Genomic DNA, 25,120 nt, shown 5'->3' on the forward strand with positions numbered 1-25,120 from the left:
GCTCTGATGAAGAAGCCTTAGCTACCCCGCGTGCCACGCTTCACCGCCCGCAGCAGCATAGCGCTGATCTCCGCTTCGCTCGTGGCAAAGCTTCGCGCATCGGTCGCGGTAACGTGGAACGTCACGTTCACCGTGCCCCCACCGCCCGCGGCGACGCCCAGCCGCCCATCCGGCCCGCGCGCCAGCGGCATGATCGCCTCCGCTCCCGCCTCCCCCGCAAGCCCAAAACCGCGCCCGAGCGGAAAATAGCTCGGCGCGGCGATGACCCCGCCCTTGGCAAAGGGTGTCACCTGTCCAAGCGCGGGATTGGTGCCGGCAAGGACATTGCCGACAAGGCCACCCACCAGATCGCCCAGCGGCCGGATCGCTGCCTTGAGCGCGATGTCGCCGAACGAGCGGGCAATGTCGCCCAGCACCGACTTGAACGACTTGCCGTCCGTCAGCGCGCCGCGAAACGCGGCCGAGATGGAGCGGGCGACACCGTCCGCCAGGTCGCCGATGCGCTCGATCTCCAGCGACACATCCTCGAGGTCACGCCCCCACTGCTGGGGAAAAAGCTCATCGCTCATCTGGGAAGCGCTCCATCAACTGTTTCATTACGTCTCGCGGCAGAGCTCCGCTCGTGCCGGGCAGCGCGCTCCAGGCGGCGCTCAGTTCGCGCGGCGTCATGCGCCAGAAGGCATCTGGCGCAAGGCGCAGCACGCCCAGCCCGAAGCGCATTGCCGCCTCCCACGGAAAGGGCGTCATGCCGCGTCACCGAAGGTCGCGCGCAGCAGCCGCGCCGCGATGTCGCCGGCGCCCCTGAGGCCCCCTTCGATCGAGAACCGCGCCAGGTCATCGTCGGAAACATCATTGCCGCCGCCGCGCAGGCCCGCGCCGAGGATCGCGGTCAGGTCCCGCGCCGAAATCCGTCCGCTCGCAAACCGCTCTGCCAGGCCCACCAGGTCACCTGCCTGCAGCCGCGCCTCCAGTTCGGCCAGCGCCCCCAGTGTCAAGCACAGTGTCCGCACCTCGCCGCCGATGACGGCATCGATCTCCCCGCGCTGCGCAATCGCCATTCGCGTGTCCTTTCCTGATCCTGAACTAGAGCGCCGAGAAGGTCACTTCGCCGGCGCTTTCGAGCGCCAGGTCGAAGGTGACTTCACCCGCGTGATCGGCGGCAAACTCCAGCGCCACGATCTGGAACGGTCCCTGCACCGTGCCGAAATCGGGCAGGATCAACTGCCAGTGTCGGATCGTGCCGCCGAAAAACAGCGACCGCACCTCGGCGTCCGACGCCGTGTCCTTGAACACCCCTGCTCCCGTTACCGAGGCCCGCTTTACCCCGCCGCCGGCCAGCAGCTCGCGCCAGCGCCCGGCGCTTTCCTGGTCGGTCGTGTCCACCGTCGCCGCATTGAAGGCTAGTTGCCGCGTCCGCAGCCCCGCCACCGTCAGAAAGCTCCCCGACCCCGTCTGGTCGAGCTTGAGCAGCATGTTCTTCCCGCTCTGAGCGGCCATGGTCCTTGCCTCACAAAATCACTGAATATCAAGTCGACTCCCTCCCCCTTGCGGGGAGGGATCGAGGGTGGGGGGCCGTGGCGAATACCCGAGCCGCCCTAGCCCCTAACCGGTCAGCAGCCGCAGCGTCACCGATGCACGCGCCAGGCCAGTCTCGTCGATGCTTGTTTCGGTGCGCACATGCTCGGCATGCGCCACCGGTAGCAGGAGCGCCACCGCAACCACCCGCTCTGCCATCTCCACGGCGCGCCTGCGGCTTGGCTGGTCCGCCCAGCACTGCAGCAGAAGCCGATGCTCCTGCACCGGTGCCAGATCGCCATCACGCTGCACCACGTCGTGCCGCCGGATCACCACATAGGGTGGTGCAGCGCTCCGCGGCGGTGCATCGAACACCGCGCCGGCAATGATCGCCGCCAGCGCCGCGTCACCCCGCAACGCCGCCACCAGCTGCGCCTGCACTTCGATGATGGGATGCATCGGCTCAGCCCGTGATCGTGGTTTCGGTGCAGGCGCAGCTGAGATAGGCTCGCCTGCCATTGAGATCGGCCGCCGTCACGACATCGAGCTGGCGCCCGCGATAGATGATGCGATCACCGGGTTTGACGTCTGTCCGGAACCGCAGCACCACCGAATGGGAGATCGCCACCGCCCGGCCATCGCTCGTGGCACCCATGCGTCCCGCTAGCGACCGCACCCGCGCCCACAGATGCGCAACCGGCACAAACAGTACCAGGTGCCCACCGCCATCGTCCGCAGCTGTTTCGCGGCGCTTCAGGTGCACCCGATCGGTCAGCGTGCCCAGCGGCGGCACGAGCTCGCTCATAGCCGCACTCGCTTGTAGCCGGCCACCAGGCGATCGAACCCGCTCGGCACCACCGCGCCCGACCCGGCCACGATCACCGCATCGCGGTGTTCGAACCAATAGGCCACCAGCGCCAGCAGTGACTGGCGGATATCCGTAGGCGCCTCGTCGGGCTCGGTGCCAAAGCCCGCTACATAGTCGATTTCGATGCCCTGCCGCTCGCGCAGCACCGGCATCCCGGCGACGGCGGAGGGCAGCAGCAGCCGATCTGGTTCGCTCAGGAACTGCGCCAGCGGAAGCTCGTGCGCTCCTCCGGCAGCGTCATAAGCAGTGATCCCGGTCACCGCCATGAACGGCGTCACCGGCAACCGCACCTGGCGGTCAGCCGGCCACTGGTCGAGCACCACCCGCCAGCTCTGCGCCAGCAGCGCCCGCCCCGTCACACCCTCGACATGCAGCCGCGCCGCCCCGATCAGCGTCGTGATCAGTGCGTCCTCGGCCCCATCGTCGACCCTAAGAAACGCCTTGGCCTCGGCAAGCGAAACCGGCTCTTCCGGGGGTCCCGCAAGAAGATAGGATATCATCTGTTTGCCTTTGATTTTCGTGAAGAACCGCGTTTGCAGTCGTCTCCCTCCCCCTTGCGGGGAGGGATCAAGGGTGAGGGTTCTGCATCACCCCATTGCTTCGAGCCTTTGAAGTGCGGAGTGCTCTTTGGGAGGGCACCGCGCCCCTTCCCTCTCCCCATTGGGGAGAGGGTGGATCGCGCGAAGCGCGAGACGGGTGAGGGGGTGGTCGGGATTGCAGAGCGTTGTGCGCCGCCCGACCACCCCTCATCCGGCGCTACGCGCCACCTTCTCCCCGATGGGGAGAAGGGGTGCAGTCCTAGCTCGCCGCGAACTTCAGGAACTTGATCGCGTCATAGTCGGCAATCCCGCCGCCCACGCGCTTGGTCGTATAGAACAGCACATAAGGCTTGCTCGAGAACGGGTCGCGCAAGACGCTCACGCCCTGCCGGTCCACGATCAGATACCCGCGGCGGAAGTCACCGAAGGCGATCGACAGCGAGTTGGCCGCGATATTGGGCATGTCCTCGGCCTCGACCAGGTCGAAGCCCATGAAGCGCGCCCGTCCGTCCGCCGCTGCTGCCGGTTGCCAGAGGTAGTTGCCGTCCGCATCCTTGAGCTTGCGCAGCGAACCCTGCACCTTGCGGTTCATCACCCAGCTGGCATTCTGCCGGTAACCGGCCTCAGCGCATAGACCAGGTCGATCAGGACATCACTGGCATGGCTCGCCGGAAGGGCACCGGCGGCACCGGTTGCCACATAGCCGAGGTTACCCCAGCTCCAGCTGCTTTCGGCAACCGTTGTGGGCGCCAGGAAGCCGGTCGGCTTGTTGACGCCGTTGCCGGTCACAAAGGCGGTGGTTTCCTGCGCGGCAAAGGCCGCATTGACCTCCTCGGCGATCCACTGCCCCACGTCCACCGCCGCATCGTCGAGGAATGCCGAGGTCGCCGCCGGCATGGCGTAGAGCTCCATGGTGGGGTAGCTCAGCTCCGCTAACGTCTGGCTGTCCGTAGTCGGGCGCGCCGCGGTTTCTCCGACCCAACCGGTTGCCGGGCCCGTCACCGAAATGGGCCGCTTGTAGACGGCGCTCGACACCTGCCGAACGCCGGCAATGGCGCGGATCGGCGACACCGCCGTCATCAGCCGGGTGATCTCGGTCTCCGTCTCCGCCGGCACGACATAGCCGCCATCGGCATTGACGCCGATCGAAAGCGCCTTTTCCTCGCCGCGCTTCACATAGGAGGCGAAAGCCTCCTTGTACTCGCCATTGGGCAGCGCCGCCTTGCCCTCCAGCTGCGGGCGGGCACGATCGGCCACGGCCCGGTCCATCGCCGCCTTCTGCCCGTCGAGCACGGCGTTGAGCCGGTCCAGCTTGCCTTCCAGCAGACCGTCGGCGCTGCCGCGCTTTTCGATCTCGCTCAGGCGCTGGTCATTTGTGCGTTTGAACTCCTCGAAGGCGGTGGAAAATTCGGCAAAGAGCGCGGCAATGTCGCTCCCTGCGCCGGCCTTGGTTTCAAGGCCGTCACTGGTCAAGTCCATTAAGGATGTTCTTTCTGGTTGCGGATGGTGCGGGTAGCGGCCTGGATGGCGGCACCCGGAGAAATGGAGGGCGCGATGCGCGCGTCCTCCATCATGGGAAAGGTCACGATGGAAATCTCGAACAGGTCCACCTGCCAGAGTTTGCGGTAGGCGCCCTCGCGCGTCGCCCGCACCGTGCGGAAGCCGATGGAGAGCCCATCCAGCGCCCCCTGCCCGATCAGCCGCTGCAGCGCCTCGGCCCGGGGAACGCCGCCAATCAGACGGCCGCTGACGGCCAGCCCATGGCCGTCCTCGCTGATGCTGTCCCAGACACCGACCGGCTCCTTGGGATCGTGCTGGAACAGCAGCCGGATCGCCTTGCCGCGCCGGGCGAGGCTGCGCTTGAACGCGCCCGGCATGACGATATCGCCGCCGGCATCGACCCTGCCGAACACACTGGCATAGCCGCTGAACCGTCCCTCAGCGTCGATGGCAATAGCGGCCATCAGCGCTTCGCCGGCCTTGGCTGCGCCGGCTTGGCCTTGCTCAGCGTGCCGGCCAGATTCCAGGCAAATTGCCGGAACGTCTGCTGCGCCTCCACGCGATTTGTCTTGTTCGTCATGGCCTTAGTCATCCTTTCGAAACAGCCGATTCAGAGTGGCAATCTCCTGCACGAAGTCGTTGAAGTGCTGATTCACCTTGGCCATTTCGCGCAGGCTCCACACCAGCAACCCACTGGCCCCCGATGCCCAAAGAAACAGCGCCAGATGCGCCAGGTCCCCGCGCTCCACGACGGATTTGGTGAGTTCGTCCATCTTCAGCCTCCATGATGTTCGCGGCTTAAACCCCCAGCATCGCCCGCTTCTCGGCGTCGCTCAGGAACTCCGCCGCACCCACGCGCGCCCAGAGCGCCGCGCGGTCCTCGGCCAGGGCTTCGACGCCGTCGAAATCCGGCTGGATCGTCGCTCCGCCAAAGGCCGGCGAGAGCCAGTTGCTCAGTTCCTCCGCCACCCGCACCACCAGCGGGATCAGCGTCTGCCGCCAGAGGGCGCGGTTGGCTTCAGCGAGGTTGGCATAGGTATTGTCGCCGGGGATGCCGAGCAGCATGGGTGGCACGCCGAAGGCCAGGGCGATGTCGCGCGCCGCCGCGTGCCGCGTCTCGATGAAATCCATGTCCCGCGGGGACAGCGACAGCGCCTTCCAGTCGAGCCCGCCTTCCAGCAGCATCGGCCGCCCGGCATTGGCCGAGCCGGAAAAGTTCTCCTCGAGCTCGCTCTTGAGCCGGCTGAACTGGTCCTCGGTCAGCGACTGCCCGCCGGCCGAATAGACCAGCGCGCCGCTGGGCCGCGCCGCATTGTCGAGCAGCGCCTTGTTCCAGGCCGAGGCGGCATTGTGGATGTCCATGCTGGTCTGCGCCGCCTCGAGCGGCGCCATGCCGTAATGGTCGTCGAGGGGATGGAACAGCGCAAGGTGCAGAACCTGCGGTAGCGGCTCGCCATCCTGGCGCAGCCGCACCGTTCGCCCGCCTGCCGTGTAGTCATAGCCGACCGGCCAGCCATCACTGCCCGCCACCACCTTCATCCGGTCGGGCCGCAGGGAGAACAGCGCCTTGACCTCGCCCTCCACGACGCCCGCCTGCAGGTAGGCATTGCCCGCCGTTTGGAGATAGGCAAACACCGCTTCCAGCAGCTCGCCACCTGACTGCCGCCCATTGGGTCGCGCCAACAGCGCCCCAAGCGGATGCTCATCCACCCGCTGTCCGCCCTCGCTCACCACCAGCGGCACCCGGTTGGCCGTTTCGGCGATCAGCCGCACGCAGCGATAAACCACCGGATTGCGCGCATAGCCCTGGGTGACGAGGCTGGCAAAACCGCGATGGCTCCAGCTCGCCGCCCCCAGTTGGCTGAGGCTAAGCATTGTGTGCCCGGGAAACGATTTTTGCTCCGCCGCCACGGCAGCGCTGCCGCCCCAAAGGCGGCCGATCCAGTTCGACATGTTCTTGATCCTCTGGCCAAAGCCCGCTCCCGCAGGCTCGCCCTCACAGCCCCCGGATGCGCGGGCGATTGTCATTGAGCAGCAGTTCGGTCAGCGCCCAGACCAGCGCATCGACGCGGTCTGGCGAGTGCCCCTCGCTCCTGCCGTCGGCGCCGAATGCGCACATTTCGTCCTCGAGCGCCGTCAGCCCATCGGCATGCTGCACCAGCCCACGCCCATAAAGCGCCGCCACCGGCTCCGCCCGCAGCCACTTGCCACGATCGGCCCGCAACTGGCGCACCGGTACGGTTGCGTCCACCTGCGCCAAAACCTGCCGCACCAGGTCCCCACCTTGGTTCACCTCCACCACAATCGCGTCGGCCGCATGCGCCTTGTAGGCGGCCACAGCCCGCCGCGCCCACTGGAGGGGTGCGGCCGGCCTGAGCGTACAATCCTCCAGCACCACCGCTCCCTCGCCCACCCGCCCCGCAACGACGATGCCGCAGGCGTCCGAACGTGCCGTGCCCGTCACCGGCGGATCCACCGCCACGAGGATGCGCCCGACGTTTCCGCCTTCGAAGCGCCGGAACATGCCACGCTGCCAGAGCGCCCCCGGCAGATCCTCGATCAACTCGCCATCGAGTTCCTGCCGCCCCAGCACCGAACCGCGATAGCGCGCCACCACGGCCTCGAGAAAACTCGGTGCCAGAAAGGCGTGGTTGTGGCGCGTGGTCATCCGCGTCACGATCGCCTCCTTGTCGGCCAGCAGCCGCTTGATCAGTCTGGTCGGACGCGGCGTGGTCGTTGCCAATTGTCGAGGCCGGCTCCCGAGGCGCAGGCCGAACTGGAGCATGTCCCACGCCGCCTCGGCATTGGGCCACTTGCAGATTTCATCGCACCAGGCTGCCGCAAACTGCGGCCCCCGAAAGCGATCAGGCTCGGAGCGGAAAGAATGGTGGCCTCGACGCCGTTGCGCCAGCGGAGCGTCTGCTCGCGCAGCAAAGGCCGCTCCCCAGGTGGATGCACCGCCATGATCCCGCTTTCGCCCTTCACCATCACCGCCGTGGCGTCGGCGATGGTCTGCCCCACAATGGCAATGGGGGTCACGCCCGCCGCGGCAAGGCTCCTGATCCATTCGGCCCCGGCCCGAGTCTTGCCCGAGCCGCGACCACCCATCAGCAGCCAGGTCGTCCAGTCGCCGTCCGGCGGCAATTGCTCGTCGCGGGCCCAAAAGGGCCAATCGAACATCAGTGCCTCGATTTCATTGTTGTTGAGCCAGGCGACCCTACCCCAGTTTATTGCGCTGGCTCAGTTGTTCGAGCCGCTTGGCAACCTTGAGGCGCAGCGCCGACAGGTCCTTTTGCACCGGACGCTGGCCCGCCTCGCTTTTCTCGAGCTGAATCAGCTTCTCCAGTGTCTTGGCCATAGTTCCGAGCAGGGTGGCCTCCCTGTCGATCTGCTCTGGCATCTGTTTCTCCAGTGTCTCGATCTGCTTGGCCAACACCCGCATCATGGCGGTGATCAGTGTGCCCCGCGCCACCCGGCGCTTTGTAGGCATGGCCCAGTGTTCGCTCTGCCGCCGGTAGCGGATCTTGGCCGCCGTCACCTTGAAGGTTTCCCAGATCTCCTTTCGCGGCATCTCACCCGCTTCATAGGCAGCCTGCACCGCGGCCCAGTCGACCGTGTCTTCCGTCATGCAATGACTCACTTGTGAATCGCCCCGCGATGCGCTGGCGGAACCTGGTGGAATCGGGCCGGATTCGTCTTTGCGGAGTCCAACCGGGAGAGACCCGATGTCCGCCGCAATCCGCAACATCCACTACAAGCCCGCCGACGAGGAGCTCTCGATCTGGTTCTGGCCCGATGGCCGTCGCTACAAATATTTCGGCGTGCCCGACTTCATCTATGAAGGGCTGCGCGACGCGGAGTCCCGCGGCCGCTTCTTCAACGAGTCGATCAAGGGGCGCTTCGAGTGCCGGAGGGTCGAGCCAGAGGACCGTCGCAAACCCCGCCGCCCACCGCTCCGCACCGCCTCCTGACCCACTTCTCCGACTATAGCTGAACTATACCACCCCACCGTCACCCGGGGATAACTTCGATGTCGGTAGGCGAAGCCTACGATAGTCTCCAGTGGAGACTATCGAGACGAGAAGGCCATGAGAGCTACGCTCGAATGGCAGAGGCGTTCGGCGAAAGCCGACAAAAGGCTCCAGTGGAGCCTTTTGAAAACGAGAAGGCTATGAGAGCTATGTTCGAATGGCACGGCGGCCGCAGGCGAAATCGCGCCAGTGGCGCAATTTTAGCTGAGAAGGCCATGAGGCCTGTGGCCGAATGGCAGAGGCGTTCGGCGAAAGCCTCAGTGGAGCCTTGCGAAAACGAGAAGGCCATGAGAGCTATGCTCGAATGGCGCGACCTCGTGCCCGATAACCCTTGTTACCGTCCTCCACGGCCGGGAACATCGCTCCCCCTTCCATGTTGATCAGCAACCCCAGTGATCAGCATGCACGATTTACACCCAGCGCCTCCTGCTCATCGATCGGCCACCCTGCGCTGGTCCGGCTACGCGCTCGGCTTCGCCTTGGGAGGCTTCTTCGACGGCATCCTTCTTCACCAGATCCTGCAGTGGCATCATCTCCTCAGTGGCGTCGAACAGGCCCGGCAGGACATCCGGGTGCTGATTCTCGCCGACGGCCTGTTTCACGCGTTGATGTATGTCGTTGCCGCGGTCGGCCTGTGGCTGCTGTTCCGCGCCCGCCGTATGTTCTCAGCGCCGGGAGCCGATCTGTGGCTCCTCGCCGACGCGCTCCTGGGCTTCGGCATCTGGCATGTGCTCGACAGCGTCTTGTCCCACTGGATCCTCGGTATCCATCGCATCCGCATGGATGTCCACAATCCCCTGTTCTGGGACCTTTTGTGGTTCGCCCTGTTCGGGGTCCTGCCGCTGGTCATCGGCTGGCTCATGCATCGCCGGAGCTCCAGCGCCGCACTACACAACTCGCCCCTGGCGCTGGTCATGGCGGTACTCGTCGCGGCGCCGATCGCCGCTCTTCCGCCGCCCAACCAGAGGCAGGCCGTCGTGCTGTTCCAGCCCGGCGTCTCCGAGGGGCAGGCGCTGAGCGCCATAGCCGCAGTGGATGCCCGCGTCCTTGGCACCGACCCATCGCGCCAGCTCTGGGCCATCGACGTTGCCACAGGCGACGCTTCAGCCCTCTATCGGCACGGCGCCCTTCTGGTCAGCAGCGCGCTGCTGCCACTCGGTTGTTTCAGCTGGACCAGGGCTTGAGCGCTCGATCGACAGCCTACCCGGCTGTGCCACCACCACGCACCACTTCGCCATCCTCCTTGATGAAGTCACCGCTCAGGGGATTAGGCAAAATCTCCAGCACCACTTCCGACGGTCGCGCCAGCCGCACACCCTTTTCCGCCACGACAAACGGCCGGTTGATCAGGATCGGATGCGCCTCCATGGCGTCCAGCAGCGCCTCATCGCTCAGCGATCCATCGTCGAGCCCCAGCTCCAGGTAGGGCGTGTCCTTCTGCCTTATGGCCTGCCGCACCGTCAGTCCCGCCGCTGCAATCAGCTGCTTGAGCCGCTCCCGCGACGGCGGGGTCTTGAGATATTCGATCACCTCGGGCTGCTCCCCACTCGCCTCGATCATCGCCAAGGCATTCCGCGACGTGCCGCATTCGGGGTTGTGGTAGATAACAACGCTCATTGTCCGGCTCCTTGAACCCATCGCCTCATCCGAACTTGCGCTTGGCATCGAGTGCCAGGCCCAGCCCGACGCTGCCCAGCACGTCGGTGCGCACCAGTTCTGCATCCGGGAAGAGCTTCCGCAAGCCATCGGCGATCACCGGCACCTGGGTCGAGCCGCCGGTGAGAATCAGGCTATCGATCGCCTCGGCCCCTACACCTGCCCGGCGCAGCGTTTCTCCGATGGCGCCGGCAATCCGCTCCACCGAGTTGCGCAGCGCCTCGGTCAGATCGGCGACCGTCATTTCGGTCGTGATCGACTGGTCGCGCACCGCAAACTCGAACCTGGTCCGGTCCACATCTGAAAGCGCGATCTTGGCCGCTTCCACGGCTCCCACCAGCCGGTGCCCGAGCCGGTCCTCGATCAGCTCCATCATCAGCTCGACCCGCTCCGGGGCCCGCGCCTCGTTGCGGGTGCCGCGCAGGTCGCGCAGCGTCTGCGCATTGTAGAGCCTGTTGATGCGATGCCAGGTGGAAAGGTCATAGTATGGCGCCACCGGCAGGTGCCGCTTGCCGTCCCGCGTCATGGTGCCGAGCCCCAGTTCGGGCATGATCTTGGCCATGGAAAGAAGCCGGTCGAAATCGGTGCCGCCGATATGGACGCCGGCGGTGGAGAGAATGTCGCCGCTCCGGTCAGCCGCCCTCGCCCGCTCGGGCGAAACCCGCACCACCGAGAAGTCCGAGGTACCGCCGCCCAGGTCGACGATCAGCGCCAGCCGCTCCGCCGTTACCTGCCGCTCGTAGTCGAGCGCCGCGGCGATCGGCTCGAACTGGAACTCCACATGGCGAAAGCCCTGCGCCCGCACGGCACCGGCCAGCTGCTCCTGCGCCGCCCGGTCGGCCGCAACATCGTCGTCGACGAAATGGACGGGGCGTCCGCACACCACCTGCTCTACGACGCCACCGAGCTCGTCTTCCGCCCGGCGCTTGAGCTCGGCGATGAAGATGCCGAGGATTTCGACAAAACCATAGCTGCGCGCCTTGACCCGGGTCGTGTCGCCGATCAGCGAGGTGCCCAGCACGCTCTTGAGCGAGCGCATCAGCCGCCCCTCGGCCCCGCTCACATATTCCGCCACCGCCTCGCGGCCGAAGCGGATCATATCGTCCTCGAAGCCGAAGAAGATCACGCTGGGGATAGTTTCGCGCCCGGCCTCGAGCTTGAGCAGGTGCGGCACGCCTCCTGGATCGAGCCGTGCGATGGTGGAATTGGACGTGCCGAAATCGAGGCCGCAAAAGAGGGTCATGGCATGCCGTCCATCGGGGAAAAGCGCCGGGCGGCGCGAGGGACGGCTCTCTTAAGGGCTTGGGCAGCGGGAGGCAAGAGCCCCCTCGTCTGCCTGCTTAGGCGGCTTTCAACACCCGGTCGCGCGCCCTACGCTTGCGGTCAAGCGCGGGGCGCAGATCCACGGTATGGAGATAGCCGATGCCCTTGCGCTGCGCCTTCTTGAGCGCTTCGGCACCCGCTTCGAAGAACTTCTTGTCGTAGCCACCGCGCGGATTGGTGACCGCAAGGCCCAGGCTTACCGTCACCACGCCCTCATGGCTTTCCTTGTTGGGCAGCGACAGGCTCCGCACCGCGGTGGCGATGTTGAGCGCGGCAGACCGCGCCATCAGTACCGGCACGTCCGGCAGCACGGCGACAAAACCGCCCGGCCCCAGCCGCAGGCAGCTGTCGCCCCCGCGCGGCAGGGAATCGGTGATGGCACGCATCACGGCGTGCACGCCCTGTGCGGCGATCTCGGCATCATAGGCGGCAAAGAAGTCGCTCGCCCGGTCCATCTCGATGACGAGAAGACTGAGCGACACGTGCTTGTCGGCAGCCTTGGCCCAGCCCTCGGCCAGTTCCTGCTCGATCATGGCACCGAGTCGCGGCCGCATGCCCATGGATCGTGCCATGGCCGCCTGCCCATAGCCCGGCTCCCGCAGCGGGCGCATGGCATGCAATGCCGTCCGCACCCGGGTCCAGAAGAAGTCCGCCTGATCTTTGGAAGTCGCCGCCATGCTCATCGCCCATCCTAGGCTCACATCTGCGGCGATGACGCCACAAGATGGTTAACGGAGCGTAAACGCCTCACAGGTGCTCTGGCGGCTCCCATTCCGGCCAGTCCACGGCATGCTCTTCCCACTCGTCGGGAGCAATGTCCTGCTCGGCAAAGGTGCGACCCCGCGCCGAGACGCCGACATCGATCACCGTCTGCGGATCGCCTGATACCAGCGGGTGCCACCAGGCCAACCCCTTGCCCTCAGCCAGACGCCGATAGGCGCAGGTGGTGGGGATCCACTTGATCTCCCCAACATTGGCCGGCGTCAGCTTGATGCAGTCAGGCACCTTGGCCTGCCGCCCCGGATAGTCGGTACAGGCGCAGCTGTCGCCATCCAGCAGCTGGCAGCGCACGTCGGAGGTGATCAGCAGCCCCGAATCCTCGTCCTCGAGCTTGATGAGGCAGCAGCGCCCGCAGCCGTCGCAGAGCGCTTCCCACTCCGCGTCGGTCATCTCGTCCAGCGATTTTTCTTCCCAGAAGGCCATCTTAACCCAAGCGGCGCTAAGCCTGTTGCCGGTTTGCTCTTGTCGGCGCCCGAGCGCAATCATATTCCAGCGATTGCGTTGCCTTCACGGCGCAGCCCGGACAACACTGCGTGAACCGAGCCCGAGGATAGCTGGTGCAAGACCCCTTCTACACCAAAGAAAAGCGCAAGAAGTCGTCCGGCATGCTGGCCGCCGACGCCTGGCTCGATTCCTCGCTCTACGAATTCTGGCAGTCCCTGGGCCGCGGCTATACCCGCTTTCAGGATTTCATGTCGATCTTCCATGTGGCGGGCATCAAGCGCGGCATCGTGGAAGTGCTGAGCGACGGCTTTTCCTTCCTCGCCATCGGCTGCGTCCTCATGGTGGCGCTGGCCATGCCGGCCTTCGACGTCACCGCCTCGGGCGAGTTCAACAAGGCGGAAGATTATTCCGTCCTGTTCCTCGACCGCTTCGGCAACGAAATCGGCCGCCGCGGCATCCGTTCTGACGATTCGGTGGCCCTGGCCGACATGCCCGACTACCTGCTCAAGGCGACCCTCGCGACCGAGGACCGGCGCTTCTACGAGCATTTCGGCATCGACGTGGTGGGCACCCTGCGCGCCCTGGTCACCAATGCCTCGGGCGAGACCTCCCTCCATGGCGGCTCCTCGATCACCCAGCAGCTCGCCAAGCAGCTTTTCCTCTCCTCCGAGCGCACCATCGAGCGCAAGATCGTCGAGGCCTTCCTCGCCGTCTGGCTGGAATGGCACTACAGCAAGGACGAGATCTTCAAGCTCTATCTCGACCGCGCCTATATGGGCGGCGGCAATTTCGGCGTCGTGGCGGCCGCCGACTACTATTTCGGCAAGCGCATCCAGGACGTGTCCCTGGCGGAAGCGGCCATGCTGTCAGGCCTCTACAAGGCACCCGGCCGCTGGGCGCCACATATCGACCTGGCCGCCGCCCGCGGCCGCGCTAATGTCGTCCTTTCCAACATGGTCGCCTCCGGCTTCCTCACCGAGGGCCAGGTCACCGCGGCCCGCCGCCACCCGGCCACGCCGATCGCCCGAACCGAGGATGCCAATTCCCCCAACTACTTCCTCGACTGGGCCTTCGAGCAATCCAAGCTGCTGATCGAAAGAAGCCAGCTCGCCACCAACAATTTTGTCGTCCGCACCACCATCGACACGACCCTGCAGAAATATGCCGAGGAGGCCGTGGTCTCCACCGTCCGCGAACAGGGCGAGCAGTATGACGTGACGCAGGCCTCGATGGTCGTGACCGACACGCAAGGCGCCATTCGCGCCATGGTCGGCGGCACCGACTACGGCAAGTCCCAGTTCAACCGGGCCATCGTCTCCACGCGCCAGCCCGGTTCGGCCTACAAGATCTTCGTTTACGCCGAGGCCTTCGAGCAGCTCGGGCTCACTCCCAGCGACGTCATCACCGACCGCCCGGTCTGCATCGGCGACTGGTGCCCGCAGAACTACGGCCGCAGCTACAAGGGCTCGGTGACCCTGGCCAGTGCCTTTGCCCAATCTCTCAACACCGTGCCTGTCACGCTCTCGATCAAGACCGGCCGCGACACGATCGCCGCACTCAGCCACCGCATGGGCCTGCAGGCGGACTACCCCGTCACCCGCTCACTGGCGCTGGGCGTCGCCTCCGTTTCGGTCCTGGACATGACCTCGTCTTATGCCGTGCTCGCTAATCGCGGCCTCAAGACGCCCGCCTATGGCATCACCCGCATGACTACGCTCAGCGGCGAAAACGTCTTCGAAGTCGATCCCGAGGCGCCGCGCGAACGCATCCTCAACGAGCAGACCGTCGCCTACATGAATTCCATGCTGCGTGGCGTCGTCACCGGCGGCACCGGCCGCCGCGCCGATGTGCCGGGCGTCCCCGCCGTCGGCAAGTCCGGCACCACGTCATCCTATCGCGACGCCTGGTTCTGCGGCTTCACCGGCAACTATGTCGCGGCCGTCTGGTTCGGCAATGACGACTACCACCCCACTAACAACCTGACCGGTGGCACCCTGCCCGCGATCGCCTGGCAGAAATTCATGGCCTATGCCCATACCAATATCGACATCCAGCCGGTCTTCGGCGTCGATTTCGCCATCGAGCCGCCGATCGTGGCCGAAGCCGATCCCGCCCTGGAAGAAGAGATCGCCGAGCGCCCCCCCAGCCTCACGCCCGCCGCCGCCCGCAAGCTCGTCGACCTCGCCGATCGCCTCGCCGCGACCATTGAAAGCGCCGCAATCGAGGCGGACACTGATCAGGCAAGCATCACGACGCAGACCAGATCGCTGGGAATGTAGGCGTTGACGCGGCTTCTGGAGGCGGCTGAGGACCTGGCCGATATCGAGGCCTACCACCGCATCAAGGCTGACATCGCTGCGGGGCGCGAGGAACTCATCCCTTCCCCACTTGCCGACCGCATCATCGACGGTGAAAGTCCGTTGCGCGTTTATCGCGAATTCCGTGGGCTTACCCAGGCAGCGCTTGCCGCTGCCTCCGGCGTCACTCGCGTCCAGATCGCCGAAATCGAGGCGGGCCGAAAATCAGGATCGGTGGAGACGGTCCGAAAGCTCGCCCAGGCTTTGGACGTCACCCTCGATGACCTTACGGGATAGCTGAACCGCGTGGAGAGCAGTGAGGCGTCTACAGCGACCTTACTCGCCGGGATGCATCTTCTGGCGACGGGTGATGAAGAGGGCAAAGAGGATCACGATCAAGGCAACTGTCGGTCCCCATAGCCACAGGATCAGAGTTTCCATCTCATTCCTCCAACTGGCGCAGCACGCGTCTCGCGACCAAGTGTAACATGATCCCGATCGCCAGACCCACCTTGTGAAAACCCATAAGGGTCAGCAGATCGGCTCGCGCTGCACGCTTGGCAATCGAACACCCTTCCGCACACCCGCACCCCTTGCTATAGCCTAGCCAGCCACTCCGCGCGCAGGTCCTGCCTCCATGCCTTCCATCGTTCCGCCGAGGCACTGACCAGTGCGTTTCGTCTTCTACCTGCTGATGATGAGCGCCGTCGCTCTGGCTGTTGGTTTCGGGCTGAGCTACTACGCACTGACCGATGGGCGCATCTTCGGCGTTGCGCAGGTGGGGCCCTGGCATGCCTGGCCCGATGTGGGCTCCAGCACACCTAATCCTTATACGCGCGGCCATCTAGCCCGCACGGCCGCTTTCGAACTCGGCCAGGCCGAGGGCCTGCAGTTCACCGCCACCACCGATAGCGACGGCCAGGCGCTTACCCGCGACTGCTCCTACCGGATCGACGGACGCACGCCCCTTGCAACCTTCTGGACCCTGGTGGCACTGGATGAAACCGGCATCAACGTCGCCGCACCCGATGTACCGCCCGCCATCCGCAGCTCCGGTGTCACCCGCACCAATGAAGGGGACCTGCACATCAATGTCGGCACCAGTCTGATGCCGGGAAACTGGCTCGAGCTGACCGGCCGCGGGCCTTTCCAGCTTGTGCTCCGCTTCTATGACACGGCCGTGTTCTCCGGCTTCTCCAGCGATGAGTCCATGCCCACCATCACGCGGGTGGACTGCGCATGATCCGCTTTCTCCTTTGGCTGGTCGGCGGCGTCATCCTTGGCGGCATCATCCACATCGTCGTCATCCTGACCTTGCCGGCGCTCGCCGAACAATCGATCTGGACGCGGGTTGACGATATCGAGGCCGACAACCGCATCGCCATTCTGCCACCGGTGCGCGCCGGCGAGCCTAACCCACTCGGGCTCGACCCCGAATTGATCTATGGCCTCTGCCGGGTCGATCTCGATCAGGGCCCCGCCTATGTGCAGGGCACCATGCCGGATGCCTTCTGGTCGATCGCCCTCTTCAACCCGGCCGGCATCGTGTCCTATTCGACCACCAATCGCGATGGCATCGGCCAAACGCTGGACCTGGGCATCTTCAATGCAGCCCAGACCCGGCTGCTCGCGCAGCAGCAGCTCGATGTTGCGGAAGGCCTTCTGGTCGTGGAATCGGCGAGCGACCAGTTGTTGATCCTCGTACGGCTAGCGCCCCCGCACCAGGTGATGCGCGAGCGCTTCGCTCAGGCGCTGGCCTCGGTCAGCTGCGGCAACCAGACCTAGTCGTTGGGCATGCGGAAGATGAAGCGGGTGTCCGCTTCGTCTGACTTGACCATGATCGTGCCGCCATGGGCCTCGGCTATTTGGCTGGCGATATAGAGGCCAAGCCCCAGCCCTGGTCGGCCCACGCTGCCCGCTGGCCTCGTGAAGGGCCGGAACAGCTCGGTTTGCAGATGCTGGGGGATGGGCTCGCCACCGTTGACCACGGCAAGTTCGAAGTGCCCGTCAAGCGCCTTCGCCTCCACTTCTACGGGCCGCTCTCGTGCTCCATGCGTCAGCGCGTTGGCTAGGAGATTGGAAAAGAGCTGCGCCACCCGCGCCCGGTCTGCATGAACCGGCTTCTGCAGATCGATCTTGGTGACGATCTCACGCTCCGGATTGGCCAAGCGCAATTCTTCGATCACCTGGTCAAGCGCCGGACCGAGGTCGTCCCGTGCCCGGCTGAGCTCGATGCCGCTGCCGAGCCTGCCGCTGGCAAAGTCCATGACATTGCTGATCAGCACTTCCATCCGAACGACGGCACCCTGCATCAGGGTGACGATCCGGGTAGCCTTCTCATTCAGAGGCGTCTTGAGCAGCATGTTGGCGCCGGAACCGATCGCCGCCAGCGGATTGCGCAAGTCGTGCCCCAGAACACCGATGAACTGCTCGCGCAGTTCGGCCATGGCCTTCTCGCTGGCCAGGCCTGCTTGTGCGGAACTGACATTTTCAGCAGCATCGAGATGCGAGGCAATCAGCTCGGCAAACAGCTTGAACATGTTGATCGTGGTGGGGTTGTTCAGCTTCGCCGGCTTCGGATCGATTGCGCACAAAGTGCCAAAAATCGAACCGTCCTGCCGGATGATGGGCATCGAGATATAGCTCTGGAAGCCGTATTGTAGCGGCGTATGGTGGGCGCGAAAGGCTGGATCTTCCGCGACATGGTCGATGACCACACCTTTCCGGCTGTCGCGGATTTCGCTGCAGATGGTCGTCACCACCTCGAGCTCTGCACCCGGTGTGAGGCCGAAGTCGATATCGTCCCGCACCTGGCAGGCAATCCAGCGATCTTCGGTCACGCGCGCAACCGCAGCAAAGCCCATGCCCGTCGTCTGGCAGACCACGTTGAGAATGGTCCTGACCGAGTCGATCCGCCCCACTGCGTCTATGTCGTCCTGGAAGTCGTGAGTCATGGCATCCGCGCTGCTTGTAAGGGGAATGTTAACTTCCCACGCCGCGCTTGTCATGTGCGGCCCGCACTAAAGCTGCAGCAGGCCCCTCCCTGCTCCGACCAGCGCCATGGCCACCACGATCAGCCACGGTGGAGCCTTGCCGAACACCAGCGCGACAAAGCCGGCAAGCGCCAGCACCGCATCGAGCGGCGTCAGCACGGCACTGCGCCATACGGGGTCGAAAAATGCCGCCGCAAGAATGCCGACCACCGCGGCATTGGCGCCGCGCATGCCCGCCTGTGCCCATGATCGACGCCGCAGGGCGTCCCAGAACGGCAGGGCCCCCACCAGCAGCAGCATGCCCGGCATAAAGATCGCCACAAGCGCGATGAGAGCGCCGGGGACGTCATTGGGTGCAAGCGTGCCGGCGGCGCCGAGGTAAGCGGCAAAGGTAAAGAGCGGTCCCGGCATGGCCTGCGTGGCGCCATAGCCGGCCAGGAAATCATCCTTGCTGACCCAGCCCGTGGTGACCGTTTCCGCGTCAAGCAGCGGCAGCACCACATGCCCGCCACCAAAAACCAGCGCACCGGCACGGAAGAACGCATCGAACAGGTCCAGCGCATGCCCGCTCACCGTCGCCAGCACCGGCAGCCCCAGCAGCAAGACGGTAAAGATCAGCAGGCAGATCATCCCCGCCCGAGCTGTCACCGGAAACATCATGGCAGCATCGACCTTCTGCGCGGCGCCACGGCAAAGCCAGAGCCCGGCGAGCCCTCCGACGGCGATGGCAAGGACCTGTCCGGCCGAGCCAGCCAGCGCAACGACAATCACGATGGCAACCAGCGCGATCCCGGCGCGCTGCAGATCGGGGGTCAGCGTTCGCGCCATGCCCCAGACGGCCTGCGCCACCACGGCAACAGCGACAAGCTTGAGCCCATGCAGCACCCCTTGCGCCAGAGGCCCATTAAACGCGGCGGCAGTCAGGGCAAACAGCACCAGGACGATGGCGGATGGCAGGGTAAAGCCGCACCAGGCGGCCAGCGCCCCAAGCCAACCCGCCCGATGCAGCCCGAGGGCGAAACCCACCTGACTCGAAGCGGGCCCCGGCAGGAACTGGCAGAGCGCCACTAGGTCGGCATAGCCGGTTTCATCGATCCAGCGGCGACGCGAAACGATCTCGTCGCGGAAATAGCCTAGATGGGCAATGGGTCCGCCAAACGAGGTCAGGCCGAGCTTGAGGAAGACCAGGAACACCTCGCCTGCCGTACACCGTCGCTCGTGCCGATCCTGGTTCACCCTGCCCCCGCGCTATTTGGGCAGCACGACTTCCCGGTCGCCACTATGCTGGTAACGTGACGGTATGACGACACTGCCGCCCGAAAGGTGCGGCACCCCATCGCCGCAGAAATCTCGGCGGTTGGCGCGGCTTACGAAACCCGACATGCGCCGCAACGCCTCGTCCACCGCTAGCGACTGTTCGTGCGGGGTTTCCACAAGGAGGTTGTCCAGCGCGAAGTCGTAGCTGCTGTAGCGGTAGTTCAGCGCCCGCACGAACCAGGCGATGAACGCGTCATTCTCGTACTTCCGGGCCGCAAGATTATCGCCACGGTCCGGCGGCAGGCCCCTCCCCAGCCCGGCATAGGCGACTGACCGCTGCCGGTCCACCTCGATCACCGCACAGATGGCGGCAAAGGTCGTGGGCAGCGTGTCGAGGTCGGCGGCGATATGGCTGCCTACGGTGGCATAACGGGTGCGGGAGGACTGGTAACTCGTGCGCTTGAGCCAGCTGTAGTAGCGCTCGACCGTATAGTGCTCGTCCTTGTTGGGCGGGATGATGCGGGTGCGCTGCAGTTCCACTGAGCTATCGAAGACCCAATCCTTGGCATGGGCGGCGACGAGGAAGCGCCAGACCCGGTTGTGCATCTCCTCTTCCTGGTCAGTGCGGTTGAAATCCGAGACCGGCTCGCCGCGCATGCCTGACAGGGCATCCCCTGCCGCGGGCATGGCGACATCATGGGTCCAGCTCGGCGCGGCGCGGCCGAAGTCTCCCACCGGGCGCGCAGCCGAACAGGCGGCAAGCAGGCCGGTCAGCGCCAGCGCCGTCAAAACACGGATTGGTCTAGCCACGCTTGCGCTTTGGCCGCGTCGGATCGCGCCGGTTTGGCGGTGGCAATGTCCCGCGCTCATAGCGCACTCCGGTGAACAACAGGATCTGTGCGCTGCCCCTCTGCGGGGCGACGTCGCGCGGCGGTACGGGCTGCAGACCTAAAATGACGAGCTTTCCCAAGCTGGCCTCCAATGTCGCTCCGCCTTCCCATTGGCGGCAGCGTTTCGCGTTGCACAACAGTGGCGATGCGACGCCCAAATCAGCCACTGCACATGAGCCTATTAAGAGATCGTCAAGGTTAACAGTCTGCTAACGAATTGGCGTCAAAAGTGGCGGTGCATCAATGTGATGCGATTCCGAAGTGACGGTTCCCGACAAATGCTTGGTTTTCAGCCCTACGAGACGTTCCAACTGCTGATCGAGACAGGTGGCGTAGACCGGACGAATACCCTGCTGATCGCAGCCTGCGACGCCTATTCACGCCGGGGCAAACCCACCCATCCCGAAATGGAACAGTTCGAGGCTCTCGCCGGCCGCCTCTTCCCCATCGCTGGCGCACAGGCCCGCGCCAAGGGCGCCGCCATCCTCGGCCGCGCCGAAATGCTCTCCCCTGCCCTTGAGAAGCTGGTGGTGGACAATATTGGCGAGGACCTCAACAGCTTCCTCGCCGGCGCCGCAGACCTGTCGGAAGCGACCATGATCGACGTCATCACCCGCTACGACGTCCCCGCAGCCGCCACATTGGCCGCGCGCGCCGACCTTTCCAACGTCGTCCTGGCCAAGCTCTTCCAGATGAATTCGCGCAAGGTCTACCGTGCGCTTGCCTCCAACACCGCCATCGTGCCGCGTGGCGCCTATCTCAGCGCCCTCGCCCGCTCGGCGCAGATGGACCACATGGTCGCCGAAGCGCTCGCCAACCGCGACGACTTCGACGCGGCCCTCCTGGCTCCCGCCTTTTTTGACCTCTCGGACGATCACCGCCTCAAGGTCATCCAGGCCTTCACCGAGCGTCAGACGCCCGTGGCGCCAATCAGCAAGACCATCGAACAGCTCACCGTCGCCAATGCCGAGCTGACCAAGGCGCTGATGAAGCTCTTTTCGGAGAACCGTCGCCCCGAGGTCACCCGTCTCCTGTCGCAGATCACCGGCCTCGACGAAGTCCGCTGCGGCCAGATCGCCCATGACGTGACCGGCGCTTCGCTCTTTGTCATCCTGCGCGCCTTTGGCTGCACCGCCTATGACGGGCTCAAGGTGCTGATCCACGCCACCAGCCACGACACCGAGCGCTCGCGTGCCCTGGCTGACTTCGCCTCCCTCTTTGGCAATGTCACGCCCGAATCAATGGCCTATCTGATGAGCGCCTGGCGCGGCGAGGTAAACCTCCTTGAGCTCAACAAGCCCGAATACAAGCCCTTCACGGAGTCGCGCCGCCGCGCCTCCTCGACGCTGGCGCCCGCGCACAACCCCGTGGTCGACCAGGCCATCGAAGCCCTGGCCCGCATCGGCGTCCGCCGCGCCGGCTAGACCACGTCGACACCGATATCGTCGCCCCTGAGGTCGAGGCTGAGCACCCAGAGGTCTGGGTCGAACTCGATCTCGCGGGCGATGCGCTCCTGCACCTTGGCCGGTTCCGCCCGCTTGAAGCGGCACTGGAACACCAGCCGGGCATCGTCGTCGCGCCCCGCAAGCGGCGCCGGCGTATAGAGCGAACGCGTGCCATCGAGGTGGTCCACCTCGATGAAGACCTGGCCGGCGATGGGGTCGCCCCGGCGCACCATGACGCACATATGGCCAAGATCGTTGTGGCGCCGCACGAAAATGCCGCACCACAGATCGCTGCGGAGGCGGGACACCTAGACCGAGGCGCCGGCCTGGCGCAGCAGGTCGACGAGGTCGGGATTGATCTGACCGGTCACCTTGTAGCTGTGGAAGTTCTCGAACTCGCGGATGGCCTTGGCCGTCGCATCGCCCGGATGTCCGTCGATCGGGCCATGGTAGAAGCCGAGGCTGGCAAGGCCGCGCTGGATGCTGCTGACCAGTTGGACATTGTTGGCCGGCATGACATTGCTGGCGGCAGCGGGTGCCTGGGGCTCGGCTGGTGCCGCGGCCTGCAGGGCGGGCAGGCCCATGGGTTCCAGCGATGCCACCTGCAGCACCGGCGGGTTGGCCGGGGCGGCAGGAGAAGCCGACGCCAGTACCGGCCGCTGCGGCACCGGCGCATTGGCAGACGGCTTCGGCGGCGTGGAACGCCCGCCTTCGACAGCCGCGACAATCGAATCGATGGTGGTGGCTGCAGCGCTGCCGACCGTGTCGACCGCCTGGTCGACCGGCGACAGCGGAGCCGCCCGTCCCACCACGACATCGGCCTGCGGCTGTGGCGCGACACTCGCTGCCTGGACAGGCGCCGGCGCTTGCACAGTTGGCGCAGGCTGCTGGGCAACGGGCACCCTGCCCGCAGCGTCCGATCGGAGAATCGCATCGACAATGTCCGGCGTGAGCGCACCGGTCGGCGTCATGCCGTTGCGGACCTCGAACGAACGAATGGCCGAGGCGGTCATGGGGCCATAGAAGCCGTCCACCGTGCCGCTGAACAGGCCCAGTTCGGTCAGCTTCTTCTGCACGGCAAAGGCATCGCGATTACCCACCGGCGCATCCGGCACGGGTGCGGCGACGGCGGCAGGTGCCGCTGCGGGAGCCACCTGTGGCAAGGCTGCGACGCTGCCCGTCGTGTACTGCGACACGCTGGGCAGAGCCGAGACCTGCTGCTGCGGCACCGGTGCGGCAGCCGCGGTCTCGGCCGGCTCTGCTACCGTAACCGGCACATCCGGCACGGGTGCGAAGAGCGGCGCGGGATGGCGCGCCGTCTGGAAATAGAGGGCATTGCTGGCGGCGAAAGCCGTCATCGTGACCAGCGCCAGGAGGCCGGTGGAGGCCAGCGGCGCGCGCATATAGCGCGACAGGGTCCAAAGTCCGGCGCGGCCCAACGAGGCCGCGACAGCACTACCCGCCAGCAGAGGCAGGCGCGATAAGGTGTTTGCCGTCATTGCGCTTTTCTTTTTTCGTCTTGCCATGGGTGAATCTGAGCGGCGGGCGGCTCTTTGCGGAAGGGCATTACCGCGGCACTTTCCTCACTCTTTATTGCCGGACCGTTTATGGGCAGCAAAACCGTCACGGTTGTCCCCGCCCCAATTTCGGACATGGCGCGCAGCGTGCCGTTATGGAGGTCCACCAAACCCTTGACGATGGACAGGCCGAGGCCCGTACCTTCGTGGCGACGGGAAATGCCGTCCTGAACCTGGAAGAAGGGTTCGCCGATGCGCTCCAGCGATTCGGGTGCCATGCCCACGCCATGGTCGGTCACGGAGAGATTGATGCTCTGCCCCTGGCGCTTGAGGCTCACGGCCACCTTGCCGCCCGGATAGCTGAACTTGATGGCGTTGGAGAGGAGGTTGAGCAGGATCTGCCGGCAGGCACGCTCGTCCCCCACCAGCAAGGGCAGGTGCGATGCAATATCTGCGCTCAACGTGACGCTGTGGGTCGCAGCCAGCGGTTCGACCATGCTGAAGCAGGGCTCGATCAGGTCCTGGACGACGAATGGCTCGGTCTGCAGCTCGAACTTGCCCGCCTCGATCTTGGACATGTCGAGCAGCATGCGGACCACCTCGATCAGGTGCTTGCCGCTCTGGTGGATAAGGCCGGCATATTCGCGATGCGTGTCGGAGATGTCGCCGCCGATGCCGCTGGTCATCATCTCCGAAAAGCCGACAATGGCATTGAGGGGCGTGCGCAATTCATGGCCGATGGTGGCAAGGAAGCGCGACTTGGCCGCGGAGGCTTCCTCGGCCGCCCGCTTGGCTTCCGCCATGGCAAAGTCATTGTCGCGCCGGTCTGTAACGTCGCGGAACAGGGCCACCACCTCGAAGCGCTGCTCGCCTTGATCGCCATCCACCACTGGCGAAAGGCTGATCTCGACCCAGATGAAGCGCGGCACATTGCTGCCGCCATGGGGATCGTCCTGGCGCAGGCGCAGCTCGATGGTGCGCGAACGGCCGTCGCAATTGGCCTCGGCAAAGGCGCTGAGATAGGCCGGACGGTCCAGCACATGTATGCGGTCGCTGAGGCTCGTTGCCGAAAGCTCGTAGCGGCGGCAGCCGAAGAGCTGCTCGGACGAGCGCGAGGCAAGCAGGATTTCCCCGGCGCTCGAGAAACGGATCACGCCGTCCTGCACATGTTCGATCAGGTGACGATAGGCCGTCATCTGCGACTTGTCATAGACCTCATAGGCCGCATTGATGCGGTGAGCGGTGTGAAGAACGACGGCACTTGCCGCGCAGAAGGCCAGGATCGTCGTCGACACCAGCACTCCATTTGCCACGGCGAATAGCGGCACCGGCAGCATGCTCACCAGAACGGCCACGACCAGCACGCCGAGCAGCATGAACCAACTCTGGCGGCGCAGGCCGGCGCGGCCCAGCAGCGCGGCCATGATCGGACCCATCACCGCAACGGCCAGCCCCGCATCGCCGAGCGCGGGATCGGTCACGGTCAGCAGCAGCCCGATGGCCAGCATGGTGTAGACCTGTCCGCTCGCGGCAAGGTCGAACAGCTGGCGATGGTGCAATGCCAGGGTCAGCGTCCCGGCGCCCATCGCCAATGCGGCAACGGCGAAGGGAAAGGCGCTGCCTACGACGAGGCAATAGATCGCAACCGGCATGGCCAGGGCGGCGAGCAGAATCAGCAGGCGTGAATTGTTGGCCAGCGTCTTGCGGCGCAGCACTTCTGGCCGCTGGCTGGTGCAGGCCACGGCAAGGGACGTCTCTTTGCTTTCGCCGAAAGAGAACAGGCTACCCATACGCAATACTCTCAACACGACGCCCGCTATGCGGTTGCCGAAGCACCCGCAGAGTTTGGCCGCACCCCGCGGCCTGCCTGAATGAGATCAGGTCTTGTTGCCCTCACCCTGCGTCCCAAGAGCTAAATTCGACCTTAAACACGGTGCCCGGCGCGGAGGCCCAGACCTCCCTTTCTCGGGTTAGCGTAAACAAGCCGTTGCGACCTTCCCGCAGCAGGTCGACAGCATTTGCTTCAAATTTTATCGAATTCCCGCAATGCGGTTTAACGGCCCGA

At 65.3% G+C, this 25,120-nt stretch carries 30 protein-coding genes and 1 pseudogene; 7 read left to right on the forward strand and 24 right to left on the reverse strand.

Going from position 1 to position 25,120, the window contains the following annotated elements; all coding sequences use genetic code 11:
• Positions 1 to 17: 17 nt before the first annotated feature.
• From VIL88_RS14990 to VIL88_RS15055, 14 genes and pseudogenes are all read right to left on the reverse strand, one after another.
• The gene (locus tag VIL88_RS14990; protein WP_331990234.1) at positions 18 to 569 is read right to left on the reverse strand and encodes a phage tail tape measure protein; all 552 of its coding nucleotides are present in this window, start codon (positions 567 to 569) and stop codon (positions 18 to 20) included.
• Complete coding sequence (locus tag VIL88_RS14995) at positions 559 to 747, reverse strand: rcc01693 family protein (RefSeq protein ID WP_331990236.1); 189 nt, start codon at positions 745 to 747, stop codon at positions 559 to 561. Before VIL88_RS14995 ends, VIL88_RS14990 begins: the two co-directional genes overlap by 11 nt.
• Entirely contained in the window at positions 744 to 1,058 is a 315-nt protein-coding gene (locus VIL88_RS15000; protein ID WP_331990238.1) for a gene transfer agent family protein, read from the reverse strand. Before VIL88_RS15000 ends, VIL88_RS14995 begins: the two co-directional genes overlap by 4 nt.
• Before the next feature lie 25 nt (positions 1,059 to 1,083).
• The gene (locus VIL88_RS15005) at positions 1,084 to 1,497 is read right to left on the reverse strand and encodes a phage major tail protein, TP901-1 family (RefSeq protein WP_331990240.1); all 414 of its coding nucleotides are present in this window, start codon (positions 1,495 to 1,497) and stop codon (positions 1,084 to 1,086) included.
• Positions 1,498 to 1,602: 105 nt separating this feature from the next.
• Positions 1,603 to 1,974 carry a DUF3168 domain-containing protein gene (locus VIL88_RS15010; protein ID WP_331990242.1) on the reverse strand — a complete coding sequence of 124 codons (372 nt, stop codon included), beginning with the start codon at positions 1,972 to 1,974 and terminating at the stop codon, positions 1,603 to 1,605.
• 4 nt (positions 1,975 to 1,978) lie between these two features.
• Positions 1,979 to 2,320, reverse strand: a complete 342-nt coding sequence (locus VIL88_RS15015) for a phage head closure protein (RefSeq protein ID WP_331990244.1) — start codon at positions 2,318 to 2,320, stop codon at positions 1,979 to 1,981.
• On the reverse strand, positions 2,317 to 2,883 hold the full coding sequence (locus VIL88_RS15020) for a head-tail connector protein (RefSeq protein ID WP_331990246.1): 567 nt from the start codon (positions 2,881 to 2,883) through the stop codon (positions 2,317 to 2,319). The genes VIL88_RS15015 and VIL88_RS15020 overlap by 4 nt, the downstream gene beginning before the upstream one ends.
• Positions 2,884 to 3,181: 298 nt before the next feature.
• A pseudogene (locus tag VIL88_RS15025) lies at positions 3,182 to 4,401 on the reverse strand (phage major capsid protein).
• Positions 4,401 to 4,886 (reverse strand): HK97 family phage prohead protease, encoded by a 486-nt coding sequence (locus VIL88_RS15030; protein WP_331990248.1) that lies wholly within the window; start codon positions 4,884 to 4,886, stop codon positions 4,401 to 4,403. Before VIL88_RS15030 ends, VIL88_RS15025 begins: the two are co-directional and overlap by 1 nt.
• Before the next feature lie 120 nt (positions 4,887 to 5,006).
• Positions 5,007 to 5,195: a hypothetical protein gene (locus tag VIL88_RS15035; protein WP_331990250.1), complete on the reverse strand. Its 189-nt coding sequence runs from the start codon at positions 5,193 to 5,195 to the stop codon at positions 5,007 to 5,009.
• A 25-nt stretch (positions 5,196 to 5,220) separates the two neighbouring features.
• The gene (locus VIL88_RS15040; RefSeq protein ID WP_331990252.1) at positions 5,221 to 6,375 is read right to left on the reverse strand and encodes a phage portal protein; all 1,155 of its coding nucleotides are present in this window, start codon (positions 6,373 to 6,375) and stop codon (positions 5,221 to 5,223) included.
• 43 nt (positions 6,376 to 6,418) lie between these two features.
• Positions 6,419 to 7,243 carry a terminase large subunit domain-containing protein gene (locus VIL88_RS15045; protein WP_331990714.1) on the reverse strand — a complete coding sequence of 275 codons (825 nt, stop codon included), beginning with the start codon at positions 7,241 to 7,243 and terminating at the stop codon, positions 6,419 to 6,421.
• Complete coding sequence (locus VIL88_RS15050; protein WP_331990254.1) at positions 7,132 to 7,602, reverse strand: terminase large subunit domain-containing protein; 471 nt, start codon at positions 7,600 to 7,602, stop codon at positions 7,132 to 7,134. Before VIL88_RS15050 ends, VIL88_RS15045 begins: the two co-directional genes overlap by 112 nt.
• 37 nt (positions 7,603 to 7,639) lie before the next feature.
• The gene (locus VIL88_RS15055) at positions 7,640 to 8,050 is read right to left on the reverse strand and encodes a hypothetical protein (RefSeq protein ID WP_331990256.1); all 411 of its coding nucleotides are present in this window, start codon (positions 8,048 to 8,050) and stop codon (positions 7,640 to 7,642) included.
• A gap of 97 nt (positions 8,051 to 8,147) precedes the next feature.
• On the opposite strand from VIL88_RS15055, the gene VIL88_RS15060 reads away from it, so the two are divergent.
• Positions 8,148 to 8,393, forward strand: coding sequence for a KTSC domain-containing protein (locus VIL88_RS15060; RefSeq protein ID WP_331990258.1), 246 nt, complete (start codon positions 8,148 to 8,150; stop codon positions 8,391 to 8,393).
• 461 nt (positions 8,394 to 8,854) lie between these two features.
• Complete coding sequence (locus tag VIL88_RS15065) at positions 8,855 to 9,637, forward strand: DUF2243 domain-containing protein (RefSeq protein ID WP_331990260.1); 783 nt, start codon at positions 8,855 to 8,857, stop codon at positions 9,635 to 9,637.
• A 16-nt stretch (positions 9,638 to 9,653) separates the two neighbouring features.
• Here the strand turns inward: VIL88_RS15065 and arsC are convergent, their stop codons facing one another.
• The 4 genes from arsC to VIL88_RS15085 all read right to left on the reverse strand — a co-directional run bounded on the left by arsC (position 9,654) and on the right by VIL88_RS15085 (position 12,635).
• Positions 9,654 to 10,070 (reverse strand): arsenate reductase (glutaredoxin), encoded by a 417-nt coding sequence (gene arsC, locus VIL88_RS15070; protein ID WP_331990262.1) that lies wholly within the window; start codon positions 10,068 to 10,070, stop codon positions 9,654 to 9,656.
• Between the two features lie 25 nt (positions 10,071 to 10,095).
• Positions 10,096 to 11,352: an Hsp70 family protein gene (locus VIL88_RS15075; RefSeq protein WP_331990264.1), complete on the reverse strand. Its 1,257-nt coding sequence runs from the start codon at positions 11,350 to 11,352 to the stop codon at positions 10,096 to 10,098.
• A gap of 97 nt (positions 11,353 to 11,449) precedes the next feature.
• Positions 11,450 to 12,109 carry a diguanylate cyclase domain-containing protein gene (locus tag VIL88_RS15080; protein WP_331990266.1) on the reverse strand — a complete coding sequence of 220 codons (660 nt, stop codon included), beginning with the start codon at positions 12,107 to 12,109 and terminating at the stop codon, positions 11,450 to 11,452.
• 70 nt (positions 12,110 to 12,179) lie between these two features.
• Positions 12,180 to 12,635, reverse strand: coding sequence for a YcgN family cysteine cluster protein (locus tag VIL88_RS15085; RefSeq protein WP_331990268.1), 456 nt, complete (start codon positions 12,633 to 12,635; stop codon positions 12,180 to 12,182).
• Positions 12,636 to 12,769: 134 nt separating this feature from the next.
• Between VIL88_RS15085 and VIL88_RS15090 the strand changes: the two genes are divergently transcribed.
• The 4 genes from VIL88_RS15090 (at position 12,770) to VIL88_RS15105 (ending at position 16,738) form a co-directional block, all read left to right on the forward strand.
• Positions 12,770 to 14,935 (forward strand): PBP1A family penicillin-binding protein, encoded by a 2,166-nt coding sequence (locus tag VIL88_RS15090; protein WP_331990270.1) that lies wholly within the window; start codon positions 12,770 to 12,772, stop codon positions 14,933 to 14,935.
• A 3-nt stretch (positions 14,936 to 14,938) separates the two neighbouring features.
• Entirely contained in the window at positions 14,939 to 15,250 is a 312-nt protein-coding gene (locus VIL88_RS15095) for a helix-turn-helix transcriptional regulator (RefSeq protein ID WP_331990272.1), read from the forward strand.
• 373 nt (positions 15,251 to 15,623) lie between these two features.
• Positions 15,624 to 16,196 (forward strand): DUF1214 domain-containing protein, encoded by a 573-nt coding sequence (locus VIL88_RS15100; RefSeq protein ID WP_331990274.1) that lies wholly within the window; start codon positions 15,624 to 15,626, stop codon positions 16,194 to 16,196.
• On the forward strand, positions 16,193 to 16,738 hold the full coding sequence (locus VIL88_RS15105; RefSeq protein WP_331990276.1) for a hypothetical protein: 546 nt from the start codon (positions 16,193 to 16,195) through the stop codon (positions 16,736 to 16,738). The genes VIL88_RS15100 and VIL88_RS15105 overlap by 4 nt, the downstream gene beginning before the upstream one ends.
• Here VIL88_RS15105 and VIL88_RS15110 read toward each other — a convergent pair.
• The 3 genes from VIL88_RS15110 to VIL88_RS15120 all read right to left on the reverse strand — a co-directional run bounded on the left by VIL88_RS15110 (position 16,735) and on the right by VIL88_RS15120 (position 20,013).
• A complete protein-coding gene (locus VIL88_RS15110; RefSeq protein WP_331990278.1) occupies positions 16,735 to 17,907 on the reverse strand; it encodes a GAF domain-containing sensor histidine kinase in 1,173 nt (390 codons plus the stop codon). The genes VIL88_RS15105 and VIL88_RS15110 overlap by 4 nt on opposite strands.
• A gap of 66 nt (positions 17,908 to 17,973) precedes the next feature.
• Positions 17,974 to 19,182 carry a chromate efflux transporter gene (gene chrA, locus VIL88_RS15115; protein WP_331990280.1) on the reverse strand — a complete coding sequence of 403 codons (1,209 nt, stop codon included), beginning with the start codon at positions 19,180 to 19,182 and terminating at the stop codon, positions 17,974 to 17,976.
• 12 nt (positions 19,183 to 19,194) lie between these two features.
• The gene (locus VIL88_RS15120) at positions 19,195 to 20,013 is read right to left on the reverse strand and encodes a hypothetical protein (protein ID WP_331990282.1); all 819 of its coding nucleotides are present in this window, start codon (positions 20,011 to 20,013) and stop codon (positions 19,195 to 19,197) included.
• A 358-nt stretch (positions 20,014 to 20,371) separates the two neighbouring features.
• Between VIL88_RS15120 and VIL88_RS15125 the strand changes: the two genes are divergently transcribed.
• Positions 20,372 to 21,517: a DUF2336 domain-containing protein gene (locus VIL88_RS15125; protein WP_331990284.1), complete on the forward strand. Its 1,146-nt coding sequence runs from the start codon at positions 20,372 to 20,374 to the stop codon at positions 21,515 to 21,517.
• Here VIL88_RS15125 and VIL88_RS15130 read toward each other — a convergent pair.
• The 3 genes from VIL88_RS15130 to VIL88_RS15140 are packed head-to-tail and all read right to left on the reverse strand — an operon-like array spanning position 21,514 to position 24,845.
• Entirely contained in the window at positions 21,514 to 21,846 is a 333-nt protein-coding gene (locus VIL88_RS15130; RefSeq protein WP_331990286.1) for a DUF1491 family protein, read from the reverse strand. The genes VIL88_RS15125 and VIL88_RS15130 overlap by 4 nt on opposite strands.
• Positions 21,847 to 23,037, reverse strand: coding sequence for a peptidoglycan-binding protein (locus VIL88_RS15135; protein WP_331990288.1), 1,191 nt, complete (start codon positions 23,035 to 23,037; stop codon positions 21,847 to 21,849).
• Positions 23,034 to 24,845: a PAS domain-containing sensor histidine kinase gene (locus tag VIL88_RS15140; RefSeq protein ID WP_331990290.1), complete on the reverse strand. Its 1,812-nt coding sequence runs from the start codon at positions 24,843 to 24,845 to the stop codon at positions 23,034 to 23,036. The genes VIL88_RS15135 and VIL88_RS15140 overlap by 4 nt, the downstream gene beginning before the upstream one ends.
• Positions 24,846 to 25,120 lie beyond the last annotated feature (275 nt).

Origin of the sequence: Devosia sp. (genome assembly GCF_036563435.1) — a bacterium.
GTDB lineage: Bacteria > Pseudomonadota > Alphaproteobacteria > Rhizobiales > Devosiaceae > Devosia.

What these genes read in the sequence shown, in the direction of transcription:
- VIL88_RS14990 (WP_331990234.1), bottom strand. Translation starts at nt 569, where the DNA reads ATGAGCGATGAGCTTTTTCCCCAGCAGTGGGGGCGTGACCTCGAGGAT.
- VIL88_RS14995 (WP_331990236.1), bottom strand. Translation starts at nt 747, where the DNA reads ATGACGCCCTTTCCGTGGGAGGCGGCAATGCGCTTCGGGCTGGGCGTG.
- VIL88_RS15000 (WP_331990238.1), bottom strand. Translation starts at nt 1,058, where the DNA reads ATGGCGATTGCGCAGCGCGGGGAGATCGATGCCGTCATCGGCGGCGAG.
- VIL88_RS15005 (WP_331990240.1), bottom strand. Translation starts at nt 1,497, where the DNA reads ATGGCCGCTCAGAGCGGGAAGAACATGCTGCTCAAGCTCGACCAGACG.
- VIL88_RS15010 (WP_331990242.1), bottom strand. Translation starts at nt 1,974, where the DNA reads ATGCATCCCATCATCGAAGTGCAGGCGCAGCTGGTGGCGGCGTTGCGG.
- VIL88_RS15015 (WP_331990244.1), bottom strand. Translation starts at nt 2,320, where the DNA reads ATGAGCGAGCTCGTGCCGCCGCTGGGCACGCTGACCGATCGGGTGCAC.
- VIL88_RS15020 (WP_331990246.1), bottom strand. Translation starts at nt 2,883, where the DNA reads ATGATATCCTATCTTCTTGCGGGACCCCCGGAAGAGCCGGTTTCGCTT.
- VIL88_RS15030 (WP_331990248.1), bottom strand. Translation starts at nt 4,886, where the DNA reads ATGGCCGCTATTGCCATCGACGCTGAGGGACGGTTCAGCGGCTATGCC.
- VIL88_RS15035 (WP_331990250.1), bottom strand. Translation starts at nt 5,195, where the DNA reads ATGGACGAACTCACCAAATCCGTCGTGGAGCGCGGGGACCTGGCGCAT.
- VIL88_RS15040 (WP_331990252.1), bottom strand. Translation starts at nt 6,375, where the DNA reads ATGTCGAACTGGATCGGCCGCCTTTGGGGCGGCAGCGCTGCCGTGGCG.
- VIL88_RS15050 (WP_331990254.1), bottom strand. Translation starts at nt 7,602, where the DNA reads ATGTTCGATTGGCCCTTTTGGGCCCGCGACGAGCAATTGCCGCCGGAC.
- VIL88_RS15055 (WP_331990256.1), bottom strand. Translation starts at nt 8,050, where the DNA reads ATGACGGAAGACACGGTCGACTGGGCCGCGGTGCAGGCTGCCTATGAA.
- VIL88_RS15060 (WP_331990258.1), top strand. Translation starts at nt 8,148, where the DNA reads ATGTCCGCCGCAATCCGCAACATCCACTACAAGCCCGCCGACGAGGAG.
- VIL88_RS15065 (WP_331990260.1), top strand. Translation starts at nt 8,855, where the DNA reads ATGCACGATTTACACCCAGCGCCTCCTGCTCATCGATCGGCCACCCTG.
- arsC (WP_331990262.1), bottom strand. Translation starts at nt 10,070, where the DNA reads ATGAGCGTTGTTATCTACCACAACCCCGAATGCGGCACGTCGCGGAAT.
- VIL88_RS15075 (WP_331990264.1), bottom strand. Translation starts at nt 11,352, where the DNA reads ATGACCCTCTTTTGCGGCCTCGATTTCGGCACGTCCAATTCCACCATC.
- VIL88_RS15080 (WP_331990266.1), bottom strand. Translation starts at nt 12,109, where the DNA reads ATGGCGGCGACTTCCAAAGATCAGGCGGACTTCTTCTGGACCCGGGTG.
- VIL88_RS15085 (WP_331990268.1), bottom strand. Translation starts at nt 12,635, where the DNA reads ATGGCCTTCTGGGAAGAAAAATCGCTGGACGAGATGACCGACGCGGAG.
- VIL88_RS15105 (WP_331990276.1), top strand. Translation starts at nt 16,193, where the DNA reads ATGATCCGCTTTCTCCTTTGGCTGGTCGGCGGCGTCATCCTTGGCGGC.
- VIL88_RS15110 (WP_331990278.1), bottom strand. Translation starts at nt 17,907, where the DNA reads ATGACTCACGACTTCCAGGACGACATAGACGCAGTGGGGCGGATCGAC.
- VIL88_RS15125 (WP_331990284.1), top strand. Translation starts at nt 20,372, where the DNA reads ATGCTTGGTTTTCAGCCCTACGAGACGTTCCAACTGCTGATCGAGACA.
- VIL88_RS15135 (WP_331990288.1), bottom strand. Translation starts at nt 23,037, where the DNA reads ATGACGGCAAACACCTTATCGCGCCTGCCTCTGCTGGCGGGTAGTGCT.
- VIL88_RS15140 (WP_331990290.1), bottom strand. Translation starts at nt 24,845, where the DNA reads ATGGGTAGCCTGTTCTCTTTCGGCGAAAGCAAAGAGACGTCCCTTGCC.